At 47.2% G+C, this 25,740-nt stretch carries 21 protein-coding genes; 7 read left to right on the forward strand and 14 right to left on the reverse strand.

The annotated features are described in order from the left end of the window. Window positions 1-191 precede the first annotated feature (191 nt). Window positions 192-2,525 (reverse strand): right-handed parallel beta-helix repeat-containing protein, encoded by a 2,334-nt coding sequence (locus ACMXI2_RS07635; RefSeq protein WP_483781104.1) that lies wholly within the window; start codon window positions 2,523-2,525, stop codon window positions 192-194. 207 nt (window positions 2,526-2,732) lie between these two features. Here ACMXI2_RS07635 and clpB point away from each other — a divergent pair, with 207 nt between their 5' ends. Next, complete coding sequence (gene clpB / locus ACMXI2_RS07640) at window positions 2,733-5,333, forward strand: ATP-dependent chaperone ClpB (RefSeq protein WP_483781105.1); 2,601 nt, start codon at window positions 2,733-2,735, stop codon at window positions 5,331-5,333. Window positions 5,334-5,441: 108 nt separating this feature from the next. After that, the gene (locus ACMXI2_RS07645) at window positions 5,442-5,921 is read left to right on the forward strand and encodes a nucleoside deaminase (RefSeq protein ID WP_483781106.1); all 480 of its coding nucleotides are present in this window, start codon (window positions 5,442-5,444) and stop codon (window positions 5,919-5,921) included. A gap of 35 nt (window positions 5,922-5,956) precedes the next feature. On the opposite strand, the gene ACMXI2_RS07650 is transcribed toward ACMXI2_RS07645, so the two are convergent. The 4 genes from ACMXI2_RS07650 to ACMXI2_RS07665 all read right to left on the reverse strand — a co-directional run bounded on the left by ACMXI2_RS07650 (window position 5,957) and on the right by ACMXI2_RS07665 (window position 8,628). Next, complete coding sequence (locus ACMXI2_RS07650; protein WP_483781107.1) at window positions 5,957-6,310, reverse strand: anti-sigma factor family protein; 354 nt, start codon at window positions 6,308-6,310, stop codon at window positions 5,957-5,959. 17 nt (window positions 6,311-6,327) lie between these two features. After that, window positions 6,328-6,909 (reverse strand): RNA polymerase sigma factor, encoded by a 582-nt coding sequence (locus ACMXI2_RS07655; protein ID WP_483781108.1) that lies wholly within the window; start codon window positions 6,907-6,909, stop codon window positions 6,328-6,330. Window positions 6,910-6,983: 74 nt separating this feature from the next. Continuing rightward, window positions 6,984-8,063, reverse strand: coding sequence for a tetratricopeptide repeat protein (locus tag ACMXI2_RS07660; RefSeq protein WP_483781109.1), 1,080 nt, complete (start codon window positions 8,061-8,063; stop codon window positions 6,984-6,986). Beyond that, window positions 8,053-8,628: an RNA polymerase sigma factor gene (locus tag ACMXI2_RS07665; protein WP_483781110.1), complete on the reverse strand. Its 576-nt coding sequence runs from the start codon at window positions 8,626-8,628 to the stop codon at window positions 8,053-8,055. Before ACMXI2_RS07665 ends, ACMXI2_RS07660 begins: the two co-directional genes overlap by 11 nt. Window positions 8,629-8,720: 92 nt before the next feature. Here ACMXI2_RS07665 and ACMXI2_RS07670 point away from each other — a divergent pair, with 92 nt between their 5' ends. After that, window positions 8,721-9,494: a C40 family peptidase gene (locus tag ACMXI2_RS07670; RefSeq protein ID WP_483781111.1), complete on the forward strand. Its 774-nt coding sequence runs from the start codon at window positions 8,721-8,723 to the stop codon at window positions 9,492-9,494. A 245-nt stretch (window positions 9,495-9,739) separates the two neighbouring features. Here ACMXI2_RS07670 and ACMXI2_RS07675 read toward each other — a convergent pair whose 3' ends face one another. The 4 genes from ACMXI2_RS07675 to purE all read right to left on the reverse strand — a co-directional run bounded on the left by ACMXI2_RS07675 (window position 9,740) and on the right by purE (window position 12,765). Further along, a complete protein-coding gene (locus ACMXI2_RS07675; protein WP_483781112.1) occupies window positions 9,740-10,279 on the reverse strand; it encodes an inorganic diphosphatase in 540 nt (179 codons plus the stop codon). 230 nt (window positions 10,280-10,509) lie between these two features. After that, complete coding sequence (locus ACMXI2_RS07680) at window positions 10,510-10,992, reverse strand: DUF4878 domain-containing protein (RefSeq protein WP_483781113.1); 483 nt, start codon at window positions 10,990-10,992, stop codon at window positions 10,510-10,512. Window positions 10,993-11,253: 261 nt separating this feature from the next. After that, window positions 11,254-12,210 (reverse strand): PhoH family protein, encoded by a 957-nt coding sequence (locus tag ACMXI2_RS07685; protein WP_483781114.1) that lies wholly within the window; start codon window positions 12,208-12,210, stop codon window positions 11,254-11,256. A gap of 99 nt (window positions 12,211-12,309) precedes the next feature. Further along, window positions 12,310-12,765, reverse strand: a complete 456-nt coding sequence (purE, locus tag ACMXI2_RS07690; RefSeq protein WP_079468143.1) for a 5-(carboxyamino)imidazole ribonucleotide mutase — start codon at window positions 12,763-12,765, stop codon at window positions 12,310-12,312. A 258-nt stretch (window positions 12,766-13,023) separates the two neighbouring features. On the opposite strand from purE, the gene ACMXI2_RS07695 reads away from it, so the two are divergent. Together ACMXI2_RS07695 and ACMXI2_RS07700 are read left to right on the forward strand one after the other, a co-directional pair. Then, the gene (locus ACMXI2_RS07695; RefSeq protein ID WP_483781115.1) at window positions 13,024-15,675 is read left to right on the forward strand and encodes a PAS domain-containing protein; all 2,652 of its coding nucleotides are present in this window, start codon (window positions 13,024-13,026) and stop codon (window positions 15,673-15,675) included. Window positions 15,676-15,684: 9 nt separating this feature from the next. After that, on the forward strand, window positions 15,685-16,074 hold the full coding sequence (locus ACMXI2_RS07700) for a response regulator (protein ID WP_483781116.1): 390 nt from the start codon (window positions 15,685-15,687) through the stop codon (window positions 16,072-16,074). On the opposite strand, the gene rpe is transcribed toward ACMXI2_RS07700, so the two are convergent. The 5 genes from rpe to thrA form a co-directional block, all read right to left on the reverse strand. After that, window positions 16,055-16,720 (reverse strand): ribulose-phosphate 3-epimerase, encoded by a 666-nt coding sequence (rpe, locus tag ACMXI2_RS07705; protein ID WP_483781117.1) that lies wholly within the window; start codon window positions 16,718-16,720, stop codon window positions 16,055-16,057. The two genes, ACMXI2_RS07700 and rpe, sit on opposite strands and share 20 nt — an antisense overlap. A 34-nt stretch (window positions 16,721-16,754) precedes the next feature. Further along, window positions 16,755-17,765, reverse strand: a complete 1,011-nt coding sequence (locus tag ACMXI2_RS07710) for a tetratricopeptide repeat protein (RefSeq protein WP_483781118.1) — start codon at window positions 17,763-17,765, stop codon at window positions 16,755-16,757. A gap of 24 nt (window positions 17,766-17,789) precedes the next feature. Beyond that, window positions 17,790-19,085, reverse strand: a complete 1,296-nt coding sequence (thrC, locus tag ACMXI2_RS07715; protein ID WP_483781119.1) for a threonine synthase — start codon at window positions 19,083-19,085, stop codon at window positions 17,790-17,792. Window positions 19,086-19,106: 21 nt separating this feature from the next. Continuing rightward, window positions 19,107-20,033, reverse strand: a complete 927-nt coding sequence (locus ACMXI2_RS07720) for a homoserine kinase (protein WP_079468137.1) — start codon at window positions 20,031-20,033, stop codon at window positions 19,107-19,109. A gap of 65 nt (window positions 20,034-20,098) precedes the next feature. Continuing rightward, window positions 20,099-22,543 (reverse strand): bifunctional aspartate kinase/homoserine dehydrogenase I, encoded by a 2,445-nt coding sequence (thrA, locus tag ACMXI2_RS07725; protein WP_483781120.1) that lies wholly within the window; start codon window positions 22,541-22,543, stop codon window positions 20,099-20,101. Between the two features lie 802 nt (window positions 22,544-23,345). Here thrA and ACMXI2_RS07730 point away from each other — a divergent pair. Then, complete coding sequence (locus ACMXI2_RS07730; RefSeq protein ID WP_483781121.1) at window positions 23,346-24,503, forward strand: homogentisate 1,2-dioxygenase; 1,158 nt, start codon at window positions 23,346-23,348, stop codon at window positions 24,501-24,503. A gap of 49 nt (window positions 24,504-24,552) precedes the next feature. Beyond that, a complete protein-coding gene (hppD, locus tag ACMXI2_RS07735; protein ID WP_483781122.1) occupies window positions 24,553-25,683 on the forward strand; it encodes a 4-hydroxyphenylpyruvate dioxygenase in 1,131 nt (376 codons plus the stop codon). The last annotated feature ends 57 nt before the right edge of the window (window positions 25,684-25,740 follow it).

The raw sequence follows: 25,740 nt of genomic DNA on the forward strand, positions 1-25,740 counted from the left end.
AGTTTTTGATGCTGAATCATCCGGCTGTAAGCGGGAATGTACAGTTTGTACTTCAAGGACTTTTATAACAACGGAGGCGGCCGGGTTGTTTGATTCCCGTAATAATAAACATCCAGATATAAGTTTTAACATATATCTGGATGTTGATAATATATTGACTTTTAAGTAGATGTAAGCGTTTCCCTCTTTTATTAATTGATACTCACCCGCTGCTGATTCCTGAATACTATCAGTGGTACTTTTTTATTTGCGTAGAAAGCGCTGGCTTTTAGCAGATCATCTACGTTATTCACATTTCTTTCTCCTACCTGTAAAATCACATCGCCTGTTTTTACCGGGTATTTGAAATTTTCCGGTACTGCTACCAGGAATGCGCCTTTGTTATCCGGTAAGCCTGCCGCAGAGCGTTCGCCCAGCGTTTCTATGTTCTTTACCTGTGCGCCCAGCCAGTTGCTGATATTGGAGGAAGCAGCGGTAGTAGCTTTCAGTACGGGCAGCGGCGCTTTTTTAGCAAGCGCTTTCAGGTTGGCGGATACCACGCCAAACTGGTTCATCGGGAAATTTTTAAACCCTGCTTTTAATGCCGGCGATCCAGGTTTTACCTGGTAGTTTCCCGTTGCCGGCGATACAAACAAAGGGTTGCCTGCCTGTGAATGTTTGTCGGTGGGTGTATTGATAGCGGCTGCATCCGGGAATACGTTATAATCAATGATATCTCCCCAATACTTAATACCAATCGGTTTATAGCTGCTGCCCACAATGTTGTGGCGGAAAATATCATGACTGTTTTCAAACCACACATGCGGGTGAAAAGAGTTATTGAGGATCACATTATTCTCCACGGTACGGAAAAATCCTTCCCTCAGTTTAAGTCCGCCGTTCAGGCAAACATTATTATAGATATGATAATTGGAAGAGCCATCGTCCAGGTCAATATCCCAGCCATGATCACAGCGGAAACGGTTGTTGCGGAGGATGATTGTTTTTACTGCGTCCTGTTTTACCAGCCAGGGATGCAGTGCAGCCATGCTGTCCATTACCTGCCGGTCGGGGTACCACCAGCGGTCGCGCCCCCAGGAGTTGAATGCTCCGTGGTCGCCGGTTTCCAGCACCGTATTAAATACGTCGTTATTTTCAATGACATGTCCGCCCCAGGTGCCTTCACTAACGTTAATGCCTGCACGTGGCACGTCATAAATAGTATTATGCGACACCGTGATATCCATTGCCATAGAGATCTGCACGCCGGCGCTTTGCTTTTCTATTCGGCCGGTACGGTAAATGAGATTATCGTATGCGATGCAGGAATCGGGGTAGTTGGGGCTTTGCGGGCCTGCCGCTGTATCCATACCGGCAAATACGGGCGATTGCTTGTATTCAAACAAGGGCGCCCTTACTGCATTGGGGTTACCGGCAAAACAAATACCGCTGCCGCCGGCATCATGGATGTTACAATGACTGATATTCGCACGGCGGTTGTAATTGCTGACAAAAACAGCGTTGCCCCCGTTGTGGTCAAATTCACAGCCGGTAATAACGCAGTTCTCTGTGCCATCCAGCAGTACGGCTCCGCCCCGGTAAATGGCCCAGTCGCTCCGCAGCAGCGGTTCCCGTGTATCCATGAACGTAGCATTGGTATGCGCAAAACGTATATCCTTAAACGTGATATCTTTAACGGGATGCGCGGCATCTCCCTTCATTACAACCGTTTCAGATAACCTGGAAACCACTACTGTAGCTGTTTGCAGGTTGGCGCCGGCTGCTGGTTTATAGTAAAGTGTTTGGGTAGCTTTATCATAGAACCATTCTTTTTCCGCGTCCAGTTCTTCAAAAATATTTTCTACAAAGCGATGCTGTTCGTGCATACCCATCTGCCGGTTGTTCTGGTAGCCGCCTTCCAGTTGTAGGGCGCCATCTGTATTTACGCCAGTGATGCGGTAATGATAGCCACCCCATTCTGCCCGGTGGAGGGCGTGTACATAGCCGCCTTCAGGATGCTGCCAGGTTTTTATCCTGGTGGGGCTCAGCGCGTCCGCTGCCGTACCGTTATAATGTTTCGCGCTGCTGTCGTAATTGGGATAGCGTGCCCGGATCTGTTGTTCGTTGTTAATATAAAGGTGGCTGAACTCAAAAGGGATATTTACGGCTGCCTTGTATATACCGTTTTTCCAGGGAGCCCACTGCAGCTGTAAGGGTTTCCCGCCGCTGAGGGTTACCGTACCTGGTTTTCCGGCCGGCCGGAAGGTAACGTTGCCGTTAAAATAGCCGGCGGTTAGCAGCAGGGTACTATCCAGGAAATAAGTACCGGGCTGGAATTGGATTTCAACGCTTCTTCCGGGTTGTTGCTGCTGGTATACGTGCGTCATTGCAACGGCCGCCTGTAAACTCATGGACGGCTTGTTTTCCTTTGCGGAAGGATGCGTAGATACCAGCAATGGTATAGACGGCTTCTTTTGCGCTACCAGCACCGGGGAGAGCAGGAATAACGGTGCTGTATATACGATACAGGCAAATATATTTTTCATAACATATTATGGGTAAACGGTAAATATACCCGGAATAACCGGGCGGTTGTAATGAAAAATTAGCAGTTACTAGGCTAATTTTCTGCTAAAAATGCAGTAATCCTTTCCCTTATATGTCATAATTGCCGGATACACAACATTGGATCATGGTTTGTTGTTACCAGTAGACGTTTGAGAACATCAAAAAAAGGAGAAAAAACAGCACATATGAACTTAGGTAATTTCACTATAAAATCGCAGGAAATACTGCAACAGGCCCAGCAACTGGCTTTTAATAATCAAAATCAATCTATTGAAACCGGACACCTGCTCAAAGCTTTATTAAATGATGAAGATAGTCCGATTGAATACTTATTAAAGAAGAATGATGTAAATACCTCATTTGTAAATAATAAGTTAAATGAGCAGATCAATAAATACCCCCGCATGGTGGGAGGCGAGGGCGGTCAATCCCTCAGCCGCGACGCCAACAATGTGATCCTGCGTGCAGGAGCGGCCATCAAAGAATTTAAAGATGAATTTGTAAGCGTGGAGCACCTGCTCCTGGGCATCCTCGGTGGTAACGACGATACTGCCAAATTGCTGAAAGATGCGGGTCTTACTGAAAAAGGACTCAAAGCTGCCATCCGGGAACTCCGTAAAGGGGATACCGTTAATTCCCAGAGTGGCGGAACCCAGTACAACACCCTTCAGAAATACGCCAAGAACCTGAATGAAATGGCCCGGGAAGGGAAACTGGACCCGGTAATCGGCCGTGATGAGGAGATCCGCAGAACCCTGCATATCCTCTCCCGCAGGTCTAAAAACAATCCTATCCTGGTTGGGGAACCCGGTGTTGGTAAAACAGCCATTGTAGAAGGATTGGGCCACCGGATCATTAATGGCGACGTACCCGAAAACCTGAAGTCAAAGATCATTTATGCCCTCGACATGGGCGCTTTGATGGCGGGCGCCAAATACCGCGGCGAGTTTGAAGAAAGATTGAAAGGCGTGGTAAAAGAGGTAGCTGAAAGCAATGGGGAGATCATTCTCTTTATAGATGAGATCCACACGCTGATAGGCGCCGGCGCTATGGAAGGCGCAATGGATGCTGCCAATATCCTGAAACCGGCCCTGGCAAGAGGTGAACTCCGTGCTATTGGCGCCACCACCCTGAACGAATACCAGAAATATTTTGAAAAAGATAAAGCCCTGGAACGCCGTTTCCAGAAGGTGCTGGTAGATGAGCCGTCCGTGGAAGATGCGATCTCCATTTTACGTGGACTGAAAGAGAAATATGAAAGTCATCACCACGTGCTCATCAAAGATGAAGCAATTATTGCTGCGGTAGAATTATCGCATCGTTATATAACAGACCGCTTTTTACCGGACAAGGCTATTGACCTGATCGATGAAAGCGCAGCTAAACTGAGGCTGGAAATGAATTCCATGCCGGAAGAACTGGATGAACTGGAAAGAAGGATCCGTCAGCTGGAAATTGAAAGGGAAGCGATTAAAAGAGAGAATGATGAAGATAAGTTACGTGAGCTGGGTGAAGAGATAGCACGGCTGGGAGAAGAAAGGAATACGTTCAAAGCAAAATGGCAGGCAGAGAAGGAGGTGGTTGACCAGATCCAGAACGCAAAATCGGCCATTGAAAACCTGCGGCTGGAAGCCGAACAGGCAGAGCGTAACGGCGATTTCGGCCGCGTAGCGGAAATCCGTTATGGTAAAATAAAAGAACAGGAAAAACTGGTCACAGATCTCACAGAAGAGCTGAATAAAATATCTGCTAATCATAAACGTCTTCTTAAAGAAGAAGTAGACGCAGAAGATATCGCGGAAAACGTAGCAAAGGCAACAGGTATCCCGGTATCAAAAATGATGCAGAGCGAAAAGGATAAATTACTGCATCTCGAAGAAGAGCTGCATCAGCGTGTAGTAGGACAGGAAGAAGCTATCATAGCGGTGTCTGATGCTATCCGCCGCAGCCGCGCAGGATTGCAGGATCCGCGCAGACCTATCGGTTCATTCATCTTCCTCGGTACTACCGGTGTTGGTAAAACAGAGCTGGCCAAAGCATTGGCCGAGTACCTGTTTGACGATGAGAACATGATGACGCGTATAGATATGAGTGAATACCAGGAGAAACACTCTGTGAGCCGCCTGGTAGGAGCGCCTCCGGGATATGTGGGATATGATGAAGGTGGCCAGCTGACAGAAGCCGTACGCCGTAAACCATACTCCGTGATATTGCTGGATGAAATTGAGAAAGCGCACCCGGATACCTTTAACATTTTGTTACAGGTACTGGACGATGGCCGGTTAACCGATAACAAAGGCCGCGTGGTGAACTTCAAGAATACCATCATCATCATGACCAGTAACATGGGTAGCCATATCATCCAGGAAAAATTTGAAAACATTAACGATACCAACCGGGAGGAGATAGTAGATAAAACGAAAGAAGAAGTAATGGCGTTGCTGAAACAAACCATCCGTCCGGAGTTCCTGAACAGGGTGGATGAAGTGATTATGTTCCAGCCGTTGATGAGAAGTGAAATTAAGGGAATAATTAACATTCAGTTACAACAACTGAAGGATATGGTAGCGAAAAATGGCATGATATTGGAATTTTCAGACTATGCGTTGGAGTATCTTTCTGTACAGGGTTACGACCCGCAGTTTGGTGCAAGACCGCTGAAACGCCTCATCCAGAAGGAGATCATTAACCTGTTAAGTAAGAAGATACTGGCAGGCGATATTGACAAATCCAAACCGGTGCTGATTGACGTGTTTGATGGCGTAGTAGTAATCAGAAACAAATAATTCTAAATACGACGATACATAGTTAACGATAAGCCCCGCGATTCTTCGCGGGGCTTTTTTATGTGTGGTCAGCTTTCGTTAAATTTGAATAAATCAAAAAGTAAGCGTATGCCGGGAGAAAGAGAAAGAAGATTTATGCAGCATGCCATTGCCTTGTCGCGTAAAGGAATGGATAACGGCGACGGTGGCCCTTTTGGCGCAATCGTGGTGCGGGGCGATGAGATTGTAGGGGAAGGCTGGAACCAGGTGCTCACAAGTACAGACCCTACTGCTCATGCAGAAGTAGTGGCTATCCGTGAGGCGTGTAAAAAGCTGGGTACTTTCCAGTTACACGACTGCGAAATATATACTTCCTGTGAACCCTGCCCGATGTGCCTGGGCGCTATTTACTGGGCCAGGCCGCAGCGTGTTTATTATGCTAATACAAAGGAAGATGCCGCTGCTATTGATTTTGATGATTCGTTTATTTACCGGGAAATAGAGAAGGATCATGCGGATAAAAAGATTCCGCTGATTGCTTTACCTGATCCTGAGGCGTTGAATGTTTTCCGGAGATGGAAAGAGAAGGGAGATAAGAAGTTATATTAGCTGCAAAATACAGCGGAGGTAATATTTTCCCTCCGCTAATGTCTTATAGAGAAATGGTAAGCCCAGAACAATGCAAGCAGTAAGAAAAGGAGGCAGAGAATAATAACAGCAAGGGATATATAATTTTCTGATTTTCTCCTGGTCCTGTAGCGTTTGTGTAATTTTTTCAGAAGACTCCATTTCATTTCGATCATCCATCCGGGAATCTTCTCCTTATCTTTTATCGCAGCCAGTCCTTCCAGTGCATCACTGCAAAGCTCACAGTCAGACAGGTGCATTTCTACTTCATGTTGTTCTTCCGCAGACAGCTTGCCCTGTACATAGTCCAGCAGCTGCTGTTGCGTAGGACAGCTTGTAGTTATAAAGATATCGTTGAAATGCTCGTTCATATCACTATTGATGCAAATTAACTTTTGTTTGCGCGTTGTTGTTTTTCCAATAAAAGTTTCAGGTTCCTCTTTCCATTCTGAATATAGCTTTTAATCTGGAGGAGGCTATACCCGGTTTGATCAGCAATTTCCTGGTAGGATTTCTTTTGCAGGTAAAACAGTTCAACACAGATTTTCTGTTCGGGGTTTAACTGGCTCATCGCCTGCCCCATATTTTCCAGCAAGATATCCTTTTCCTGGTACACCTGTTTATCTTCGGGATCAGCGGCAATACCGCCCATATGTTTGTCGGAGATTTCTTCCTTGTATTTCATATGTTTCTGCCGAAGTTGCATCAGGCAGTAATTTTTTGTTACCTGGTAGATCCAGGCCCGGAAATACTGGATGTCGTGCCTGTTGATGTCGGATAACATCTTGAGAAAGATTTGCTGCACGGCGTCGCGTGCATCTTCTTCGTTCTTCAGGTATTTCATGCACATACCCAGCAAAAGCAGGGCATAGCGGTCAAACAGCACACCTATCCAATCACTGTTATTATCAGCTTTGAACCGTTGCAGTAGCTCCTGGTCTGTTAGTTGTTGTATATCTGGATTATTCACAGGCTAATAAATGGAATGCTGCATTTGAGATGCAGCATTTGCAAAAATCCATAATTATTTTGATATTTTATTTTTTACATACTATCCAATGCCTGTTGGGCAGCGGCTTTCATGGAGCCGTCCATCCTGATCACTTCTTTGAACATGCGGCGTGCTTTGCCTGCCTGTCCTTTGCTGCGATAGCAGATAGCGAGTTGATAGCGGGCCATTTCCACATATTTGCCTGAGCTAACGGATTCTATTCTCTTATACCTGTTAATGGCTTCATTGAGGTTTCCCTGTTGCTGGTATACCATCGCTGCTTTGTAGAGGTATTCATCACTGTTAATGGCGGTGGAGGGTGTTTCTCTTTTAGCAGGTTCCGGTGGGGGCGCCTGTTCTTTTTCTTTTTGGACGGGTTTCTGTTCCGGTTTTTGTTCCGGTTTTTTTTCTTCTTCTTTTGCTTTGGTAGCTGCAGCTTTATCGGCGGTTTCCTTTTTAAGGGAATCGGCCTGTTTCTGCAGTAATGTATGTTTTTTGATACTGTCTGCGACGGCTTTCTTTTGCAGGGCTTTTAACGCAGCTGCTTTTTTCAGTGCGGCAGAGTCGGGGTGAACCGGGGCTGTTGCTGGTTTTGCAGATGTTTGCGTGGCAGCAGGGGCCGGTGTTGTTGTGCCGGCATTATTTTCTGCGGCTGTTACCAATGGAACGCCCGTAGCCACTTCTTCACGTACAGAGTCTTTCTGAGGCACTGATGATGCCATAATGCGCACGGGCGGCTGATTTCGTATATGTCCGCGTAATACATACACGCTGCCTATGCCGAGGCCAATGAAGGCAACGATCCAGAAATAGGCGAGCATATGTTCCTTGTTCTTTTCCTTGCGGGTGTATTGCGCTATTTTTTGCACGTGTGAAACAGGCTGTATGCTGTTTTGTACATAGCGTTGCAGCTTATTGGTAAGGTCCTGGTATCTTTCAGTGTTTTCTTCCTGTTCCAGTGCGGTTAATGCATCATAGCAGAGATCGCAGTCGGTGAGGTGTTGTTCTACCAGGTGGCGTTCCACATCGGTCAGCCTGCCTTCCATATAGCGGGGCAGCTGGTCCCTGCTGAGGCACCGGATGGCAGAAAAGATCTTCAGTACTTTCTCATTATTCGGTTTGTTACTTAGCATATCCCTGGTTCATAAATAACTTGGCAAGTTTCGCTTTGGCGGCTTTGAGTTGCGATCTTAACTTCTCCCTGGGAAGTCCGGTAGCAGCTGTAAGGTCGGCAAAGGATTTATTTTCAAGATAGAATTGCGTGATTAGTGCGTTGTCATCTGCACTCAGCCGTTGGAGGGCCTGTTCCAGCCGTACGATGAGGTCCTGGCGGTCGATGATATTGGTAGCGGCTTTGTCTACCGTATTTTCGATATGCAGCAGGTCTCTTCCGTCGCGTGATGGATAGAAGGGGATGTTCTTTTCAGGTTTCCCGAGGTATCCTTTCTGTATATGCAGGATCCATTCGTTGGCTCTGTAGATGGTTTGCGTTTTAAGACTGGCATTTAGTCTTTGCAGCAGGGCCGGGAAAACAATGTTGGGGTCGAGGTTGGGTTGGCTACTCAGATGAGGAATTGTAACAGCAACCAGTAAATGACTGTACCTGTCCATCAATACGCCTTCTGCTTCCCGGTCAAGCTGTTTCCTGGCGCGGGATATTAACTCCTTATCCGATAAATTGGTTAACTGTTGTTGCATAAACTTATTACTTTATATTTACGTACAAAAGCGGAAAAAGTTCATTTAGCGCATAAGATTATTGAATAGTAAACCGGATTTATACAATTAATATGCCATACGCCATTGTCATTGTGCCAGTTGCGCCATTAAGGAGTGCTGCCTCACATAAAAGCGAAATGATTTCCCAGCTCTTATGGGGAGCAGGGGTGGAGATCACCGAAACAGTTCCCGGCGGCTGGGTGAAAGTGAAAAACCAATACGACGGGTATACCGGCTGGGCCACTGCTGCCCACCTGGAAATGATAGATGAACCGTTGTACCTGGCGCCTGCGAAGTATTATTTCCCGGGCTGGGTAAACCGGGTTACCATGAACGGCCAGCCTATGCTGGTGCCATTTGGGTGCCTGGTGAAGAGCGACAGCGATATTTCCACGCAGTGGGGAACTATTGCTGTAAAATTTGAGGATAAGCCCCTTCCGCTCACTCATCCTGCATCTGTAGATATTACCGCCTTAAAAAGCGCTGCAACGCAGTTTCTGAACACCGGGTATCTCTGGGGTGGTTCCAGTGTTTTTGGTGTGGATTGTTCCGGTTTTACGCAGAACGTGTTTAAGCTGTCCGGTATTCCGCTTTGGCGGGATGCTTACCAGCAGGCTACCCAGGGGCATATTGTTGATTTTTTACAGGAAGCGCGCCTGGGGGATCTCGCCTTTTTCGATAATGAAGAGGGGCGGATTACGCATGTTGGTATTTTGCTGAACGATCATGAAATTATCCATTCTTCCGGAAAGGTACGGATAGATCCGATAGATAACGAAGGAATTATAAATGCGGATACGGGTTTGCGTACGCATCATCTGCGGATTATAAAGCGGTACTTTTAGGGGATCGCCTTCGGCGATTTTAAATTGTCTTGGAGCAGGATTACGCTGATTATACTGATTTTCTTGATTTTGATTCTTTTGATTTTTTATGATTTAATAATAATTAAGGGAGATATAAGCGATTATATCCGCTTATATCTCCCTTAATCCTTTATAAAATCCCAAAAATCAAAATCAGGAAAATCAGTATAATCAGCGTAATCCTGCTCCAAGACAATTTAAAATCGCCGAAGGCGATCCATCCGCTAACTCTGTTTGAAGATCTTCTTGTAATCTTCAAAGCTTTGCAGAATAATCTGTTTTGCTTTCTCTTTATTCTGGAATTCTTCCACCACAACGGTTTTCTTTTCCAGTTTTTTATATTCTTCGAAGAAATGGCGCATTTCGTCGATGAAGTGAGGGGGCAGTTCAGTAATATCGTTGATGTAGTTTACGCTCATATCGTTGGCTGCAACCGCGATGATTTTGTCATCTGCTTCGCCGCCATCTATCATCTGCATTACGCCAATGATTTTGGCATCAATGATACACATGGGAACACATTCAATCTGGGAGATTACCAGGATATCCAGCGGATCATGGTCATCGCAGTAAGATTGAGGAATAAAACCGTAGTTGGCAGGATAGTATACAGAAGAATATAAAACCCGGTCCAGTTTCAGCAAACCGCTTTCTTTATCCAGTTCATATTTAGCGCGGCATCCCTTTGGAATCTCTATAATTGCATTTACAACATTAGGCACTTCAGAGCCGGGACTCACACTGTGCCAGGGATTTGTCATCATAATAATCTACTTTACTTTAAGGTTTATTGTTCAATATTGGATTAATGTTGAAAAGTGAATAAAGTACTCACCTCACTTTTCATGGAGATATGGTCATGTTTCCGGTAAGTAAAAACAGGAATAAGCCACACATCTGATCATTAATGCGTGGCAAAATTAAGGGAACTAGCCGTTAATAGCTAAAAATTATCCTTTCCTTTTATGTAAAATACAAAAGAGGTGGTAATTATTTAGTTTCCGGGCGCCGACAGGCTGTTGACAGGCGCGCTGTCTGCGGGCAAAGCAGTAGAGTCGAAGGCAGCATTACCACCGGTTTGCGGTGTGTAATTGGGAATGATGCTGTCGAACGTCAGGGAAATTTTCCACTGACCATTTTCTTTCACCATCTGCAGGACTTCTTTCTGATGAGCGGAGGAATTCAGTATTGTAACAGCTGCTTTATCTCCGTTTTCTTCGATATTGACTACCTCGATATGGGCGTTTTTAATTTTTTCCCTTTCTGCGCCACTGCGGCGGCCGTCAAAGATGGCATAGATCTGTAATACCTGTTGAGATTCTTTTGTGGCATAATCCCTGGCCTGGTCGTAGTTCGAATCCTGAATCGCATGCATAAACGCCAGCGCTACCTCTTCGGGGGAAGCCCTTTTCTTACAACTGCCTAACAGCAATGTTGTAATCAATGCCAGTGTCATGATTCGAAAAAAATTGGTCATGCGGTCGATAAATTATAATATATCACAACAAAAATAGGGGTAAACTTCAATACTGCAAAGTCATCAGCTATAGCTCAGCGCAATTACAGGCTTCCGGACTGAAAGTCTCCCTCGGATAAAAACAGGTGAACTTACGGCAATCGCCGTTAACAAAGAGTTAAATATTGAGATAATTGTTATTTTGATACCCGGTTATCTGCCTGGCGGCTGCGCCATCCAAACAAATAACCAGCTATCAGAATAACAGGATATCAGCATGCCTTATTTTTCTTTATTGGCTTCATAAGCCTTGATGATGGCCTTTACAAGCCGGTGTCTTACCACATCTTCTTCATCAAGTTCCACATGCCCGATACCATCGATGTTACGAAGGATGCGGGTAGCCCTTTCCAGACCGGATTGCTGATTTTTGGGTAAATCTATCTGTGTAAGGTCACCGGTGATGATGGCCTGCGCAGATGCGCCGATACGGGTTAGAAACATCTTGATCTGCAGGTCGGTGGCATTTTGCGCTTCATCCAGGATGATAAAGGAGTTATCCAGGGTACGTCCACGCATATACGCCAATGGTGCAATTTCAATGACGCGGTTGGTCATGTAGTAACTCAGCTTTTCTGCAGGAATCATATCATCCAGCGCATCGTACAATGGCCGCAGATATGGATCGATCTTTTCTTTGAGATCTCCCGGCAGGAAACCGAGGCTTTCGCCTGCTTCCACCGCAGGGCGGGTTAGAATGATCTTTTTAACTGCTTTGTTTTTGAGTGCACGAACCGCCAATGCCACGGCGGTATAGGTTTTACCGGTACCGGCAGGACCTATTGCGAAAATGATGTCGTTCTTTTCCGCCAGCGCTACCATCTTTTTTTGATTGGCAGTGCGGGCCCTTACGGTTCTGCCGTTGGGTCCAAACACCAATACTTCATTGGGATTACGCTCGCTGAAATTGTCGACTCTAGTGCCTTCCTCATCTCCCAGAATCTGTTCAAAATAGTTCTCTGTCAGGTTACCATTCCGTTCCAGGTATTTAACGATCTGACTGATTTTTTCCGCCGCTGTAGCCACTTCTTCCGGTGCCCCACTCAATTTTAACTGGGTGCCCCTGGACAGGATCTTAAGCAATGGGAATTTCTTTTTCAGCAGATCAAGCTTTCCGTTGTTAACGCCGAAAAACTCAATGGGATTAATACTGTCTAAATTGATAATGGATTCAGTCAATGATTCTAAGGTTTAATTGTCCAGGAAATGATCGGTATTTTTCAATCCGAATATATTTAAATCTTGTATAACCTGGAGGATGCAATTGTTAAGCTATCACTAAATCCTGTACCCGTTCTGTTTAAAGGCTTCTACTTTAGCGGCGATATCTTTATTGCCCAAAGCCAGGATACGTGCCGCCAGTATAGCTGCATTACGTGCACCTGCCTTTCCAACTGCCAATGTACCTACGGGTAATCCTGCAGGCATCTGTACAATTGAATACAAGGCGTCAATACCACCCGGTAAACCGCCATCTAAAGGAACTCCCAGAACAGGCAGCGAAGTGTAAGCTGATACAACTCCCGGTAAAGCTGCTGCCATGCCCGCCGCGGCAATAATTACGCCAAAACCCTTTTCCTGAGCGGTTATACACAACTCTCTTACTTTATCAGGATTGCGGTGAGCAGAAGCTACTATCATCTCATTCTCAATTCCAAAATACTGTAAATGCTTCTGAGATTCTTCCATTACTGGCTTATCACTCTCGGAACCCATGATAATCAAAACTTTCATCTGATAATATTTAAATAATAATAATGTAATAAGTTATCTCAAAGATATTGATCGTTTAACAATTTCAGAAAACTCAAAATCCACAAGAGGTGGATAAATGATTGAACCAATCCACTCTTTCCCCTGTTAATTATGCGTTTATAAGGAATTGACCTTTAACCGACATTTTATTACTTTTACCTGTCTAATATTGTTTTTTATTATATAATGCCTACTTTAGGCGTTTCCTGACACAACGATCTTAGATTCTGCTATCATATGAATGTAGTTATGCAGGAACAGCATTACAGCCACTTACAGCATCTTGAAACCGCTATTAACGCCTTTGCACTCTCTGTTACCATAGATGCAGCGGGTGTGGTGACTGCGGTTAATACGCAGGTGATAGCGGCATTGCAGCCATCAGACGGCCCCTTCACCGGCCGTCCTTTTTTCGCCCTCTTCCGGCCTGCTCACCCGGAACACTGGCAGGACCTCTGGAGAAACCTGACGGAAGGAAAACCCGTACAGGAACAACTGTGTTTTCTTATCAATGCTGCAGATACCCAACTGTGGCTGGAAGCAGGCATTACACCGTTTTTTGGTGAAACCGGCGTCTTTACACACTGTATGCTTATCGGCATCGACATCACCGAAAGGAAACTCACTGAAATCAAACGCGCCCGTAATGAAGCGTACTACGGCCAGGTGCTGGAAAATCTTCCCCTCGGATTGCAGCAGTTTTCACCGGATGGCGACAACATGGACATGAACAGCCGCCAGCGGCAGATCTGGGGAAAACACCACGCCTTCTTTACCCAACCGGACTATAAATGGCTGAAAGACCCCTTCTACCGGCTTAATGGCCTCGCCGGTATGTTTGAAGAAGCCCGGAAAACAGGTAAAACCATCAAAAGGGAAATCCTCCTCAGCTACCGCGAGAAACACCACGAAAACATTACCCGGCTTTATCCCGTATACTTTGAAGCTACCATATTCCCGCTCACAGACCAGCAACGGAATATGGACAATATCTTCCTGATACTGGATGATATCACAGAAAAAAAATTATCGGAACTCAGTCTCCAGAAAAGCGAAAGACTCCTCGACAACATCATTGAGAACCTGCCTATCGGCTATATCCAGTTTGATAATTTTGGCTTTATCCGCCGGATCAATCAAACACAACGCTTCTTTTTTAATTCGCCGCATCCCGTCAGCCGTCAGCCTTTTAACGTGATGAACGATGAACTGGCTACCATGTTTGAACTGGACAAACTGTTTGTGCAGGCCCTGGAAGAGAACAAATTGCTCCGCGTGGAAAAGCGGATCGATTTCTCCCAGGACAAGCGATGGACGACCATAGACCGGGAAGTGTACCTTGACCTGACCGTGTTTCCGGTGATTGAACCGGTAGACAAGGAGATGATTGTGGTAGCGCTGGTGAATGATATCACCGACAAGAAACTACAGGAGCTGGAGATCAAGAAGAACCAGGAGTTCCTGCAGCAAACAGGTACCATTGGCAAAATAGGCGGATGGGAGCTGGATCTGGATAGTGGCCAGGTGCGGTGGACGGACCAGTCGTACCACATCCACGACTGCCCGGTAGATACCCGCATCGACCTCGAAAAGGCACTGGCGTATTATACGCCGGAAGCCCGGGAAAACCTCGAGGGGCTGATGCGGCAATGTATTGAAACGGGCAGGCCCTTCGATGCACAGCTCACGATCATATCTTCCAAACAGCAAGTAAAAAGGGTGAGAGCCATTGGGCAGCCAGGTTATGTGAACGGCCGGCTGGTACGCATGTACGGGGTGGTGCAGGACATGACCGAACAACTGGAAATCCGGGACGCACTTACCCGGAACACAGAGCTGATGCGCCTTTTCTTTGACACCATTGATATGGGATACGCCGCGATGGAGAAATCCGGGAACCTCAATTTCCTGAACCGGAAGGCAGAGAAAATGATCGGTCATCCGGTGGCAATGGGCAACAATATCTTCGAGGAGTTTCCGCGCCTGAGCGGCACCGTGTTTTATGCGCGGCTGCAGGAATGTATCCAGCAGCAGGCGTCACAGTCGTTCGGCATCTACTTCCCCGGGGCGGATAAATGGTACGATTTCCTCCTTACTCCCATGCAGGATGGAGGGATTTCCGTGTTTATGCGCGATATCACCGACAGCCGGAAATTGCAGAAAGAACTGCGGAAGGCTAACGAGCAACTGTCTAACCTGAACAAGAGCCTCCTGAACCAGAATAAGCAGCTGGAAGATTTTGCCCACATCACCTCCCATAACCTCCGGGCGCCTATTGCCAACCTGAAGGCGCTGATGCAGATGCACAACGAAGCTACAGCCCAGCAGGAAAGAGATCTTTACCTGGGCATGGTACACGAGGTGATTAAGAAGATTGATGAAACGCTGAACGACCTTGTGGAGGTGGTGCAGATCCGGAAAGATGTGAATGTGGAGAAAGAAAAACTGTTGTTTGCCGAAAGATTACAGAAGGTGAGGGATGTTTTGCTGGTAGATATTGAAACCAGCAATATCCAGATCACCTATGATTTTGATGATGAGCCGGTGATTGAATACCCGCGGGTATACCTCGACAGTATCCTGCAGAATTTCATTACCAACGCTATCCGGTACCGTTCTTCGGAACGTACGCCTGCATTGCATTTGCGGAGCTGGAAGGAAAATGACAACATTATCCTGAGCGTGGAAGACAACGGGGTGGGAATAGATATGGAGCGGTTTGGCAACAAACTTTTTGGCTTCCGTAAAACCTTCCATAAAAACAAGGATGCGAAGGGAATTGGCTTATTTATCACTAAAACCCAGGTGGAAGCAATGGGTGGTAATATAAGAGCAGAAAGTCATCCCGGAGAGGGAACCAAATTTATTATTACTTTTAGATCAGAATAAACCCCCTTTATGAGTTTAATCAATACGATTTTTATTGTAGATGATGACCCGATTCACCAGCAGATTGCCAAAATCATGATCGAACGTCAGGCTATCAGTAGTAATATCCGTGTATTTTCCGACGCACAGGATGTACTGGATCTTCTCCGGGAAAATGCGGGAGCAGCGCAGGCCTTACCGGATCTTATATTGCTGGATCTTAATATGCCTGTAATGGATGGCTGGGAGTTCCTGGAAGAATATGCTGTTTTTCAGGCGGAGTTGCCGAAGCAAATCAGGATTTTTGTATTGACTTCCTCCATTGATGAAAAGGACAGGGAACGTGTGAATGCTTACAAGTTTGTAACAGGATATCTCACCAAGCCACTATCAAAGGAAATTATTGCGCACTTGTCTTGAGTGCGTGAATGGTTTTTTCTGGATCGGCGGAAGAGAAGATGGCACTGCCTGCCACCAACACATTTGCGCCGGCCTGGATGAGTTGTGCGGCGTTGTCGGCGCTTATACCGCCATCCACTTCAATGAGTGCATGTGCATGGTTGTCTGTGATCAGCTGTCTCAGTTGTCTTATTTTCTGATAGGTTTGTTCGATAAATGTTTGTCCGCCGAAGCCGGGGTTCACGCTCATGATCAGCACCACATCAATATCCCGGATCACATTTTCGAGCATGCCCACGGGGGTATGAGGGTTTAGCGCCACACCGGCTTTCATGCCCAGACCTTTGATTTGCTGAATATTCCGGTGCAGGTGGATACAGGCTTCGAAGTGAACGGTGAGTATATCGGCGCCGGCCTTTTTGAAGTCGGCTGCGTATTTTTCCGGTTCTTCGATCATCAGGTGCACATCACAGGGTTTCAGCGCTTTTTTCTTGATTTGTGCAATCACGGGCAGGCCGTAGCTGATATTAGGTACAAACCGTCCGTCCATTACATCGAGATGGAACCAGTCGGCTTCGCTGCGGTTCACCATATCCACTTCTTTTCCCAGCTCCAGGAAATTTGCTGCCAGTAAAGATGGCGCTACTAAAACAGGATGTTTTTCCAAGTGCTCTATTTTTGAATGATGTAAATTTAAGTAATTACGGGTTCAATCTTCTCAGGGCTTCCTTTGCTTCACTGAAATCTTTCTTAAAGGAAGCGGCTTTTGTATAGTCTTCTATCGCCTGAGTTTTGTTGCCCAGTTGTTCGTGTACCGTTGCCCGGTAGTAATATGCCCATGCATCTGTTGGGGCTGATTTGGCCGCCAGGTTGTAATAGGTGTAAGCAGTTTTCCAGTCTTTTTTATGGCTGTAAATTTTTCCCAGCGCCAGGTAGGCCGGTTCAAAGCCGGGATCTGCCACGATGCATTTGCGATAGGCATTGAGTGCAGCGGGCAGGTTGCCCAGTTCTTCCTGGAATTGAGCCGCTTCAAATAAAGGATAAGCGTTGGTGGTATCCAGTTGCCATGCCTGTTGGTAATAGTTGAGGGCGGCAGTGGCTTTGCGGCTGCGGAGCAGGTCGCCCAGCTCCATGACGGCTTCAAATTCAGGTTGTTTACCGGCGGCCTGAACAGCGGAGGTGAGGTGACGGATAGCCGTGGTGGTGTCCTGTTTATCTTCCGCCATGCGTGCTTTCAGGTAGAATGCCTTGTCGCGGGCATCTGTCGTTTGTGCGAGCACGTTAGCGATGCTGTCTGCTTCGGCGTATTGTTTATTTTCTATCAGCGCAGTGGCCAGGCGGTATTCCAGGTACGTATAGCCGGGAGCGGTAGCCAGCGCCTGCTGAAAATTTGCGGCTGCTTTTTTATAATCATTCACGATCAGGGCGGCCTCGCCGGCGCCGGCCCAGTAGTCGGTGTTTCCCGGCATCAGGGAGGCGGCCTTTTCAAAATCGGCCTGCGCCAGTGCCGGGTTGGTATTAAACAGCAGCAGTGCGCGATGGTAATACAGATCGGGACTGTTGGGAAACTGTGAAATAGAATCCGTTACCGGCCGGATGATATCGCTGTACAACACGGAGTCCGGGCGGCTGGCAGTATTTTGCTGCCGGGTGCCGGCATTATTACATGCCTGGGCACCCATCAATAACAGGAGGATAGGTAAATACTTCATACTGGCGCCAAAACTACAGAATCATTATTGCATTAACCAGTTTTTGAAAGCAGGATAGTCGGCAGCCAGCAGGGTAGCCTGTTTTTCTTTACCATATAAAGACATCACTTTCGCGGGAGTATATATTTCTTCCCGGATAGATTTAGGGGCGGTGTCTTCAAATTTCACCGGGTGGGCTGTTTCCAGGAAAACGCCTGTCAGCTCCGGTGAATGTTCCAGGTAACGTTGCAGTCCCATGAAGCCTACAGCGCCATGAGGGTCCAGCATATAGTGGTTTTCCTTCCATACCTGCTCCATTGTGCGGGCGGTATCTTTATCATTAAAGCTGTAGGCTGTGAGTTTTTCTGCGAGGGAGGGGCGGCTGTTGCCAAACAGTTCCAGGATACGTACAAAGTTACTCGGGTCTGCCACATCCATCGCATTGGACATGGTAGGGGATGCTTTGCCGGGTTCATATTTACCACTTTCCATAAAACGGGGAACCGTATCATTGATATTGGTGGCGGCTACAAAGTGCGATACCGGTAATCCCATTGCGGCGGCCATCATGCCTGCGCAGATGTTGCCGAAGTTACCGCTGGGTACGGAGAACACAAGTTTGGGATGTGCCGCCTTCATTTGTTTGTATGCCAGGAAATAATAGAACATCTGGGGCAGCCAGCGGGCTACGTTGATGGAGTTGGCGCTGGTAAGCGGGCGTCGTGCCTGCAGTTCCTGGTCGAGGAAAGCGGTTTTTACGAGCTGCTGGCAGTCGTCGAAGGTGCCTTCTATTTCCAGTGCATGAATATTATTGCCGAGTGTGGTGAGTTGTTTTTCCTGCAATATACTCACCTTTTTGGAAGGGTACAGGATCACTACTTCCACGCCGGGAACATTATAGAATCCGTTGGCCACGGCGCCGCCGGTATCGCCGGAAGTGGCTACCAGTACGGTTACCGGGGTGGTGCTGTTGTGGCGGAAGTAGCCGAGGCAGCCGGCCATAAAGCGTGCGCCCACATCTTTAAATGCGAGGGTAGGGCCGTGAAACAGTTCCAGGGCGTAGGTATGACCGGTTACTTTTTGTACCGGGAAAGGAAAATGTAAAGTATCGGTTACTATCTTTTTTAATGCTTCTTCGGGTATTTCATCGCCTACAAACGGGCGGATTACTTGTAGTCCGATCTCGTGGTCCGTATAATTGTGCAGGTTATTGATGAAGTCTTTATCCAGCGTTGGTATCTGTTCCGGAAAATAGAGTCCTCTGTCTGGTGCTAATCCCTGTACTACTGCTGTTTCGAAATTTACCTGGTGCTGCTTGTTCTGTAAGCTGAAATACTGCATGAATAAAACGTTGTTAATTAGTTAGTCAATCACTTTTACACCGGCGGTGTTAATCTGGGAAACGTAGATTTTATAATCCACGCCAAGTGGCGCGTAAACGCTATCCATTGTAGCCGCTACTTTGCGGGCATTTTCTTCTCCTTTGCTGAGCATAAAAACAGAGGGACCGGAACCGGAGATACCGCCACCGAGGGCGCCGGCTTCTTTACATTTCAGTTTCAGTTCGTGGAAAGCCGGGATGAGGATGGAGCGGATGGGTTCCACAATCACATCTTCCAGCGAGCGGCTGATCAGTTCATAATCGTCCTGGTAAAGCCCGGCTACCAGTGCGCCTACGTTGCCCCATTGCCGGATGGCGTCTGTCATGAGTACTTTTTGTTTCAGTATTTCGCGGGCGTCGGATGTTTTCACTTCTATCTGCGGATGTATCACGGTTACCCACAGGTGTTCGGGGGTATGGAGGGTGGTAATATCCAGGGGGCGGTAGCTTCTTACCAGTGTGAAGCCGCCGAGGATGGCGGGAGCTACGTTATCTGCGTGGGCGGAACCGCAGGCCAGCCGTTCTCCTTCCATCGCGAACCTCACCAGTTGTTTTTTGGTGAAGGGTTCTCCCAGTAAGTGATTTACGCCTACCACCGCGCCGGCGCTGCTGGCGGCGCTGGAGCCGATGCCGCTGCCCGGATGGATCTTTTTAAAGATCTCTATTTCGATACCGATATCCGGCTGGTCGTATTTCTGTAATAATGCCTGAACGGCTACGCCGGCTACATTGCGCGATGTTTCCAGGGGCAGGTCCGCACCGTGGATGGCAGTAATGCGGATGCCTGGTTCGCTGCTCCTGCGAAGGATCATTTCATCTCCCGGCGCATCCAGCGCCAGTCCGATTACGTCAAAGCCACAAGCTACATTGGCCACTGTTCCCGGCGCAAATACTTTTATACTGTCCATATCACCTTTAAGTTAGTTTAATTTAATAATTGATTGTCAGGATTGCAACTCAATTCATGGAAAGTTTACAACCTGGCGCTCCGGATGATGTCTGCAAAGATGCCGGAGGCGGTAACGTCTGCTCCTGCGCCTGCGCCTTTTACGATCAGCGGCTGGTCTTTATACCGGCTGGTGGTATACAGCACGATATTGTCTTTGCCTTCCAGTTTAAAGAACGGATGATCGGGGGCCACGCTTTGCAGTCCTACAGAGGCTTTGCCATCTTCATAGCGGGCTACGAACTTCAGGCGTTTGCCTTCGGCGTCTGCAGCTTCGCGTAGTCCCTGGAAGTGACCGGCGTGTACATCCAGCTCTTCATAGAAGGCGGGTACAGAAGGGGCGTCGAGACATTCGGCGGGCAGGAAGGAGTAGTTGGTGATTTCATCCATTTCAATGGCGGCGCCGCTTTCACGGGCCAGGATGAGGATCTTTCTCATTACGTCTTTACCACTGAGATCGATGCGCGGATCGGGTTCGGTGTAGCCTTCATCCTGCGCGGCTTTTACTACTTCGCGGAAGCTGGTACCATTTAAAAAGTGGTTGAACACGAAATTGAGGCTGCCGGAAAGAACGGCTTCGATGCTGTGTACTTTGTCGCCGCTGCGGATCAGGTCATTCAGTGTATTGATGACCGGTAGTCCTGCTCCCACGTTGGTTTCAAACAGGAAGGAGGCGTTGTATTTGCGGGCGAGGTCTTTCAGTTGTTTATAATAGGCATAGTCTGATGAGCAGGCAATTTTATTGCAGGTAACCACGGAAATACCGTGTTGCAGGAATTCGTGGTATACGGCTGCAATGTCGCCGCTGGCGGTATTATCCACGAATACGCTGTTGCGGAGGTTCAGGTTTTTTATCTGTTGCACGAAATCGGCGGTGCTGATATGTTTGGCCTGTTGCAGTTGTTCGCGCCAGTTCAGTAGCGTGATGCCGGTTTCGCTGATGAGGGTATGGCGGCTGTTGGCCAGGCCGGTTACCCGGATCTGCAGGCCCAGTTCATGCTGGAGGTAGTGTTGTTGTTGTTCCAGTTGTTCCAGCAGTTTGCTGCCTACGTTTCCTGCGCCGGCAATAAAGAGGTTCACCTGTTTGAGGGGTGTTTCAAAAAAGGTTTCGTGCATTACGTTCAGTGCTTTTTTGATATCGGCTTTGTTGATTACAGCGGAGATATTTTTTTCGGTAGATCCCTGTGCGATGGCCCTTACGTTTACACCGTTCCTGCCCAGGGTGCCAAAGAGCTTACCGCTGGTGCCGTGATGGTTTTTCATTTTATCGCCCACTACGGCTACGATGCAGAGGTCTTTTTCCACCAGGAGGGGTTCTATCCGTTTTTCGCTTATTTCCTGCGAAAACTCGCTGTCTACCGCAGTTTTGGCTTTCAGCATATCTGCTTCATGGATGCCCACGGTGATAGAGTGTTCAGAAGAACTTTGGGTAATAAGGATTACGTTGATGCGTTCCCGTAAGAGGGATTCAAACAGCCGTTTGGAGAAACCGGGGATGCCCACCATGCCGCTACCTTCGAGGGTGAGCAGGGCGATGTTGGGGATACCGGAGATGCCTGTTACGGGGAAGCTGCGGTCGGCGCTATCCTGTATGAGGGTGCCATGATCTTCCGGGGCAAAAGTATTTTTGATCCAGATGGGGATGCGTTTACTCATCACCGGCTGGATGGTGGGGGGGTAGATGACTTTGGCGCCGAAGTGCGACAGCTCCATTGCTTCCACATAAGAGATGTGTGAGATAGGAATGGCCTGTGATACGATGCGTGGGTCGGCGGTCATCATGCCGCTGACATCTGTCCAGATATCGAGAACGGCTGCATTTACAGCGGCAGCGACGATAGCGGCGGTATAGTCGGAGCCGCCGCGTCCGAGGGTAGTGGTTTCGCCATCGGGGGTAGCGGCCACAAAGCCTGGGAGTACTACATAGTCGGCGGGCGACTGTGCAAAGAACTGTGTAATATGGTGATTGGTGGCAACAAAGTTAACGGCGGCGTGGCCGAAGTGGTGATCTGTTACAATGAGTTCTCGGCTGTCTTTACAAGTAGCGGAAAATCCCTGTTGTTTCAGTTTTTCGGCTACTATTACGCAGGACATCAGTTCGCCGTAGCTCATAATTTTATCCAGGGTACGGGGACTGAGTTCTGCTACCTGGAATATACCATCGCAGAGGTTTTCGAGGGCATTGAGTTTTTTCTTCAGCTGGCTGATTTGCCCGCTTTGTGCGGTGATAGGGAATAGTTCGCGGATGGTATCGAGGTGCCTGGCTTCAATTTCCTGTAATACACTTTTATAGTCTTCATTGCCCTGTTCCGCGAGTTGTCCGCAGCGTATAAGCTTGTCCGTTACTCCGCCAAGTGCAGATACAACGATAGCATATTTACCGGCTGGTTTATATTGTTTGAGGATGTTGCAAACCTGTTCTATTGCTTTGGCGCTTCCCACTGAAGTGCCGCCAAATTTTAATACTTGCATATGGAAAATTTATACGTAGATAAGTCCGGGTCCTCCCGGTTATGTACCACCCATGTGGTCGTTGGATAATATGTGAAAACTAACCCCGCAGTGGGGTTGTAATAATGGTGGTCGTTGTCGCCATAGTGCCCGCTATCTGCCTGGAGGCAGAAACCGAAGAGAACTGGTATGTGTAAAACGGTATCACTATTGGAATATGACGATTGTGTAACAAAAGTCCATAATTACACTGGTAAATAAAAGCGCAGTGGCTATTTTTAGAAATGTTTTAAAATTAGGGTAATTTGTTGATTTTTGATGCTTGTTATGGTTGTTTTTTAGAATTATATTCAAAATATAAACTGTGAAGTTGTGATTTCGTGATTTGAGATATTTGATAGAATGCTGTTTGTGTGACAATTTAATGACTATTATCTTTCCAAATCCTATCTGTCACAAAAACCATTTGGGAGTCACCGTTTTTCCTTACCTTAGCCGCCTAAACAATTGCCACTTGTCCATTTCACTGAAATATACAAGCAACAGTCAGCTTAACTACTACTTTCTCATGGCCACGCTTGCCATGGATTCGACTTTGGCATAACCTTTCCCAACGGCCGCTACCGGCCATCCTTCGTGTTTATATACCGTAACTTTGTAATAGTATTCAGTTGCTATTCCTGCGCATGTGTATCTTAATTTTTGCTGCCATCAGCAGGTTGCGCTGTATCATATAAATAAGGATCGTACACCAGTACAATGAATCATACACCCATTCAATCTTTTAATTGTACACCAGAACAATTTTCTCAAACCACCTGTCATGCCACATTATTATAAACTAGGACAAATACCGCATAAGCGCCATACCCAGTTCCGCAAACCGGACGGCCAGCTGTATTCGGAGCAGTTGTTTTCCACGGAGGGATTCTCTTCCCATTCCAGCCTGTTGTATCACTGTCACCCCCCTACGGAGATTGTAAAAGTAGATGAACCTTATTCCGTTGCGCCAAAGGTAGCCGAAGAGAAGATGCTGAAGCACCGCAGCTTTACCGGGTTTAATATTAAGCCGGAAGACGACTTTTTAAACAGCCGCAAGGCAGTGCTGGTAAACAGTGATCTCCATATTGTGCTGGCATCGCCCCGGAAAAGTATGGAAGGATATTTTTACAAGAATGCCGATGCCGATGAAATGATTTTTGTACATGAAGGCAGCGGCGTATTGAAAACACAATATGGTCAGCTGGAGTTCGGCTATGGCGATTACCTGGTAGTACCCCGCGGCACTATTTACCAGATTACTTTTAATACAGCAGATAACCGCCTGTTTATTGTAGAATCGTTTAGCCCTATCCGTTATCCGAAAAGATACCTGAGCAAATACGGGCAACTGTTGGAGCATTCGCCTTACTGTGAGCGGGATATCCGGCAGCCGCAGCACCTGGAAACCATTGATGAGGAGGGCGACTTCCTGATCCGTATTAAAAAGAAAGGGGTGATTTATCCCATTCACTATAAACATCATCCCTTCGACGTAGTTGGCTGGGATGGATGCGAATACCCGTTTGCCTTTTCTATCCACGATTTTGAACCGATCACCGGGCGGGTACACCAGCCGCCACCGGTGCATCAGACCTTTGAGGGTAACAACTTTGTAGTGTGTTCCTTCTGCCCGCGGTTATTTGATTATCACCCGCAGGCGATCCCGGCGCCGTATAATCACAGTAACATCGACAGCGATGAGGTATTATATTATGTAGACGGTGACTTTATGAGCCGTAAGCATGTGGTGCGGGGGATGATCACGCTGCATCCTGCGGGTATTCCGCACGGGCCGCACCCGGGAGCCGTGGAGAAAAGCATTGGCGCAAAAGAAACAAAAGAGCTGGCAGTGATGGTAGATACCTTTCACCCGTTGCAGATCACTGAAGCAGCACTGGATATTGAAGATGGCAGCTATGTAATGAGCTGGGCAGAATAAATGATTCACAAAAACCAACCAACTTATAAAACCAAAACAATTGAATGTTATGGAAACAGCATTAGTGAATGCGGACAACTTAACCGGTCAGCAGGACTTTTTACCACTCAACGGTACCGACTACGTTGAGTTTTATGTAGGCAACGCCAAGCAGGCGGCTCATTATTATAAGACTGCTTTCGGCTTTCAGTCGGTGGCTTATGCCGGTCCTGAAACCGGTGTAAAAGACAGGGTTTCCTATGTGCTGGTGCAGAATAAACTGCGCTTTGTACTCACCACCTCCCTGTTGCCGGATACAGAAATCGCCCGTCATGTTGCGAAACATGGCGATGGCGTGAAAGTACTGGCGCTGTGGGTAGACGATGCCCGCTCTGCTTACGAGGAAACGGTGAAACGCGGGGCTACGCCTTACCTGGAGCCGGTTACAGAGAAAGACGAATTTGGCGAAGTAGTGCGGAGTGGTATTCATACCTATGGCGATACTGTGCATCTTTTTATAGAGCGTAAAAACTATAAAGGATTGTTTATGCCGGGTTACAAGGAATGGAAAACGAATTACAATCCAACTGATACCGGTTTATTATACGTAGACCACTGTGTAGGGAATGTAGGCTGGAATGAGATGAATACCTGGGTTGGATTTTATGAGCGCGTGATGGGTTTCAGGAACCTGATCTCTTTTGACGACAGCGACATTTCCACCGAGTATTCTGCATTGATGAGTAAAGTGATGAGTAACGGTAACGGCCGTGTGAAATTCCCGATCAATGAACCGGCGGAAGGAAAGAAAAAATCGCAGATCGAAGAATACCTTGATTTCTATGGCGGGCCTGGTGTTCAGCATGTGGCCATTGCTACCAACGATATTGTGAAAACGGTAACTGAGCTGCAGAACAGGGGGGTAGCATTCCTCACGGTGCCACCGGTGTACTATGAAACCTTGCTGGATAGGGTAGGTAAGATTGATGAGGAGATTGCGCCGTTGCAAAAGTTAGGCATCCTGGTGGACCGGGATGATGAAGGGTACCTGTTGCAGATTTTCACCAAGCCTATCCAGGACCGGCCAACGGTGTTTTTTGAAATTATTCAGCGCAAGGGCGCGCAGTCTTTTGGCAAAGGCAACTTTAAGGCGTTGTTTGAGTCGATAGAAAGAGAACAGGCACTGCGCGGTAATTTATAATTCTTCTTATAATTCTTCAGCTCCCGGTGGGAGGTTACAATTATTTTAACTGCAGTC

Source organism: Chitinophaga sp. G7 BAM 1005 (assembly GCF_057126945.1).

Excerpts from the sequence above, each read along its gene's own strand:
- ACMXI2_RS07635 (WP_483781104.1), bottom strand. The coding sequence starts at position 2,525 with ATGAAAAATATATTTGCCTGTATCGTATATACAGCACCGTTATTCCTG.
- clpB (WP_483781105.1), top strand. The coding sequence starts at position 2,733 with ATGAACTTAGGTAATTTCACTATAAAATCGCAGGAAATACTGCAACAG.
- ACMXI2_RS07645 (WP_483781106.1), top strand. The coding sequence starts at position 5,442 with ATGCCGGGAGAAAGAGAAAGAAGATTTATGCAGCATGCCATTGCCTTG.
- ACMXI2_RS07650 (WP_483781107.1), bottom strand. The coding sequence starts at position 6,310 with ATGAACGAGCATTTCAACGATATCTTTATAACTACAAGCTGTCCTACG.
- ACMXI2_RS07660 (WP_483781109.1), bottom strand. The coding sequence starts at position 8,063 with ATGCTAAGTAACAAACCGAATAATGAGAAAGTACTGAAGATCTTTTCT.
- ACMXI2_RS07665 (WP_483781110.1), bottom strand. The coding sequence starts at position 8,628 with ATGCAACAACAGTTAACCAATTTATCGGATAAGGAGTTAATATCCCGC.
- ACMXI2_RS07670 (WP_483781111.1), top strand. The coding sequence starts at position 8,721 with ATGCCATACGCCATTGTCATTGTGCCAGTTGCGCCATTAAGGAGTGCT.
- ACMXI2_RS07675 (WP_483781112.1), bottom strand. The coding sequence starts at position 10,279 with ATGATGACAAATCCCTGGCACAGTGTGAGTCCCGGCTCTGAAGTGCCT.
- ACMXI2_RS07680 (WP_483781113.1), bottom strand. The coding sequence starts at position 10,992 with ATGACCAATTTTTTTCGAATCATGACACTGGCATTGATTACAACATTG.
- purE (WP_079468143.1), bottom strand. The coding sequence starts at position 12,765 with ATGAAAGTTTTGATTATCATGGGTTCCGAGAGTGATAAGCCAGTAATG.
- ACMXI2_RS07695 (WP_483781115.1), top strand. The coding sequence starts at position 13,024 with ATGAATGTAGTTATGCAGGAACAGCATTACAGCCACTTACAGCATCTT.
- ACMXI2_RS07700 (WP_483781116.1), top strand. The coding sequence starts at position 15,685 with ATGAGTTTAATCAATACGATTTTTATTGTAGATGATGACCCGATTCAC.
- ACMXI2_RS07710 (WP_483781118.1), bottom strand. The coding sequence starts at position 17,765 with ATGAAGTATTTACCTATCCTCCTGTTATTGATGGGTGCCCAGGCATGT.
- thrC (WP_483781119.1), bottom strand. The coding sequence starts at position 19,085 with ATGCAGTATTTCAGCTTACAGAACAAGCAGCACCAGGTAAATTTCGAA.
- ACMXI2_RS07720 (WP_079468137.1), bottom strand. The coding sequence starts at position 20,033 with ATGGACAGTATAAAAGTATTTGCGCCGGGAACAGTGGCCAATGTAGCT.
- thrA (WP_483781120.1), bottom strand. The coding sequence starts at position 22,543 with ATGCAAGTATTAAAATTTGGCGGCACTTCAGTGGGAAGCGCCAAAGCA.
- ACMXI2_RS07730 (WP_483781121.1), top strand. The coding sequence starts at position 23,346 with ATGCCACATTATTATAAACTAGGACAAATACCGCATAAGCGCCATACC.
- hppD (WP_483781122.1), top strand. The coding sequence starts at position 24,553 with ATGGAAACAGCATTAGTGAATGCGGACAACTTAACCGGTCAGCAGGAC.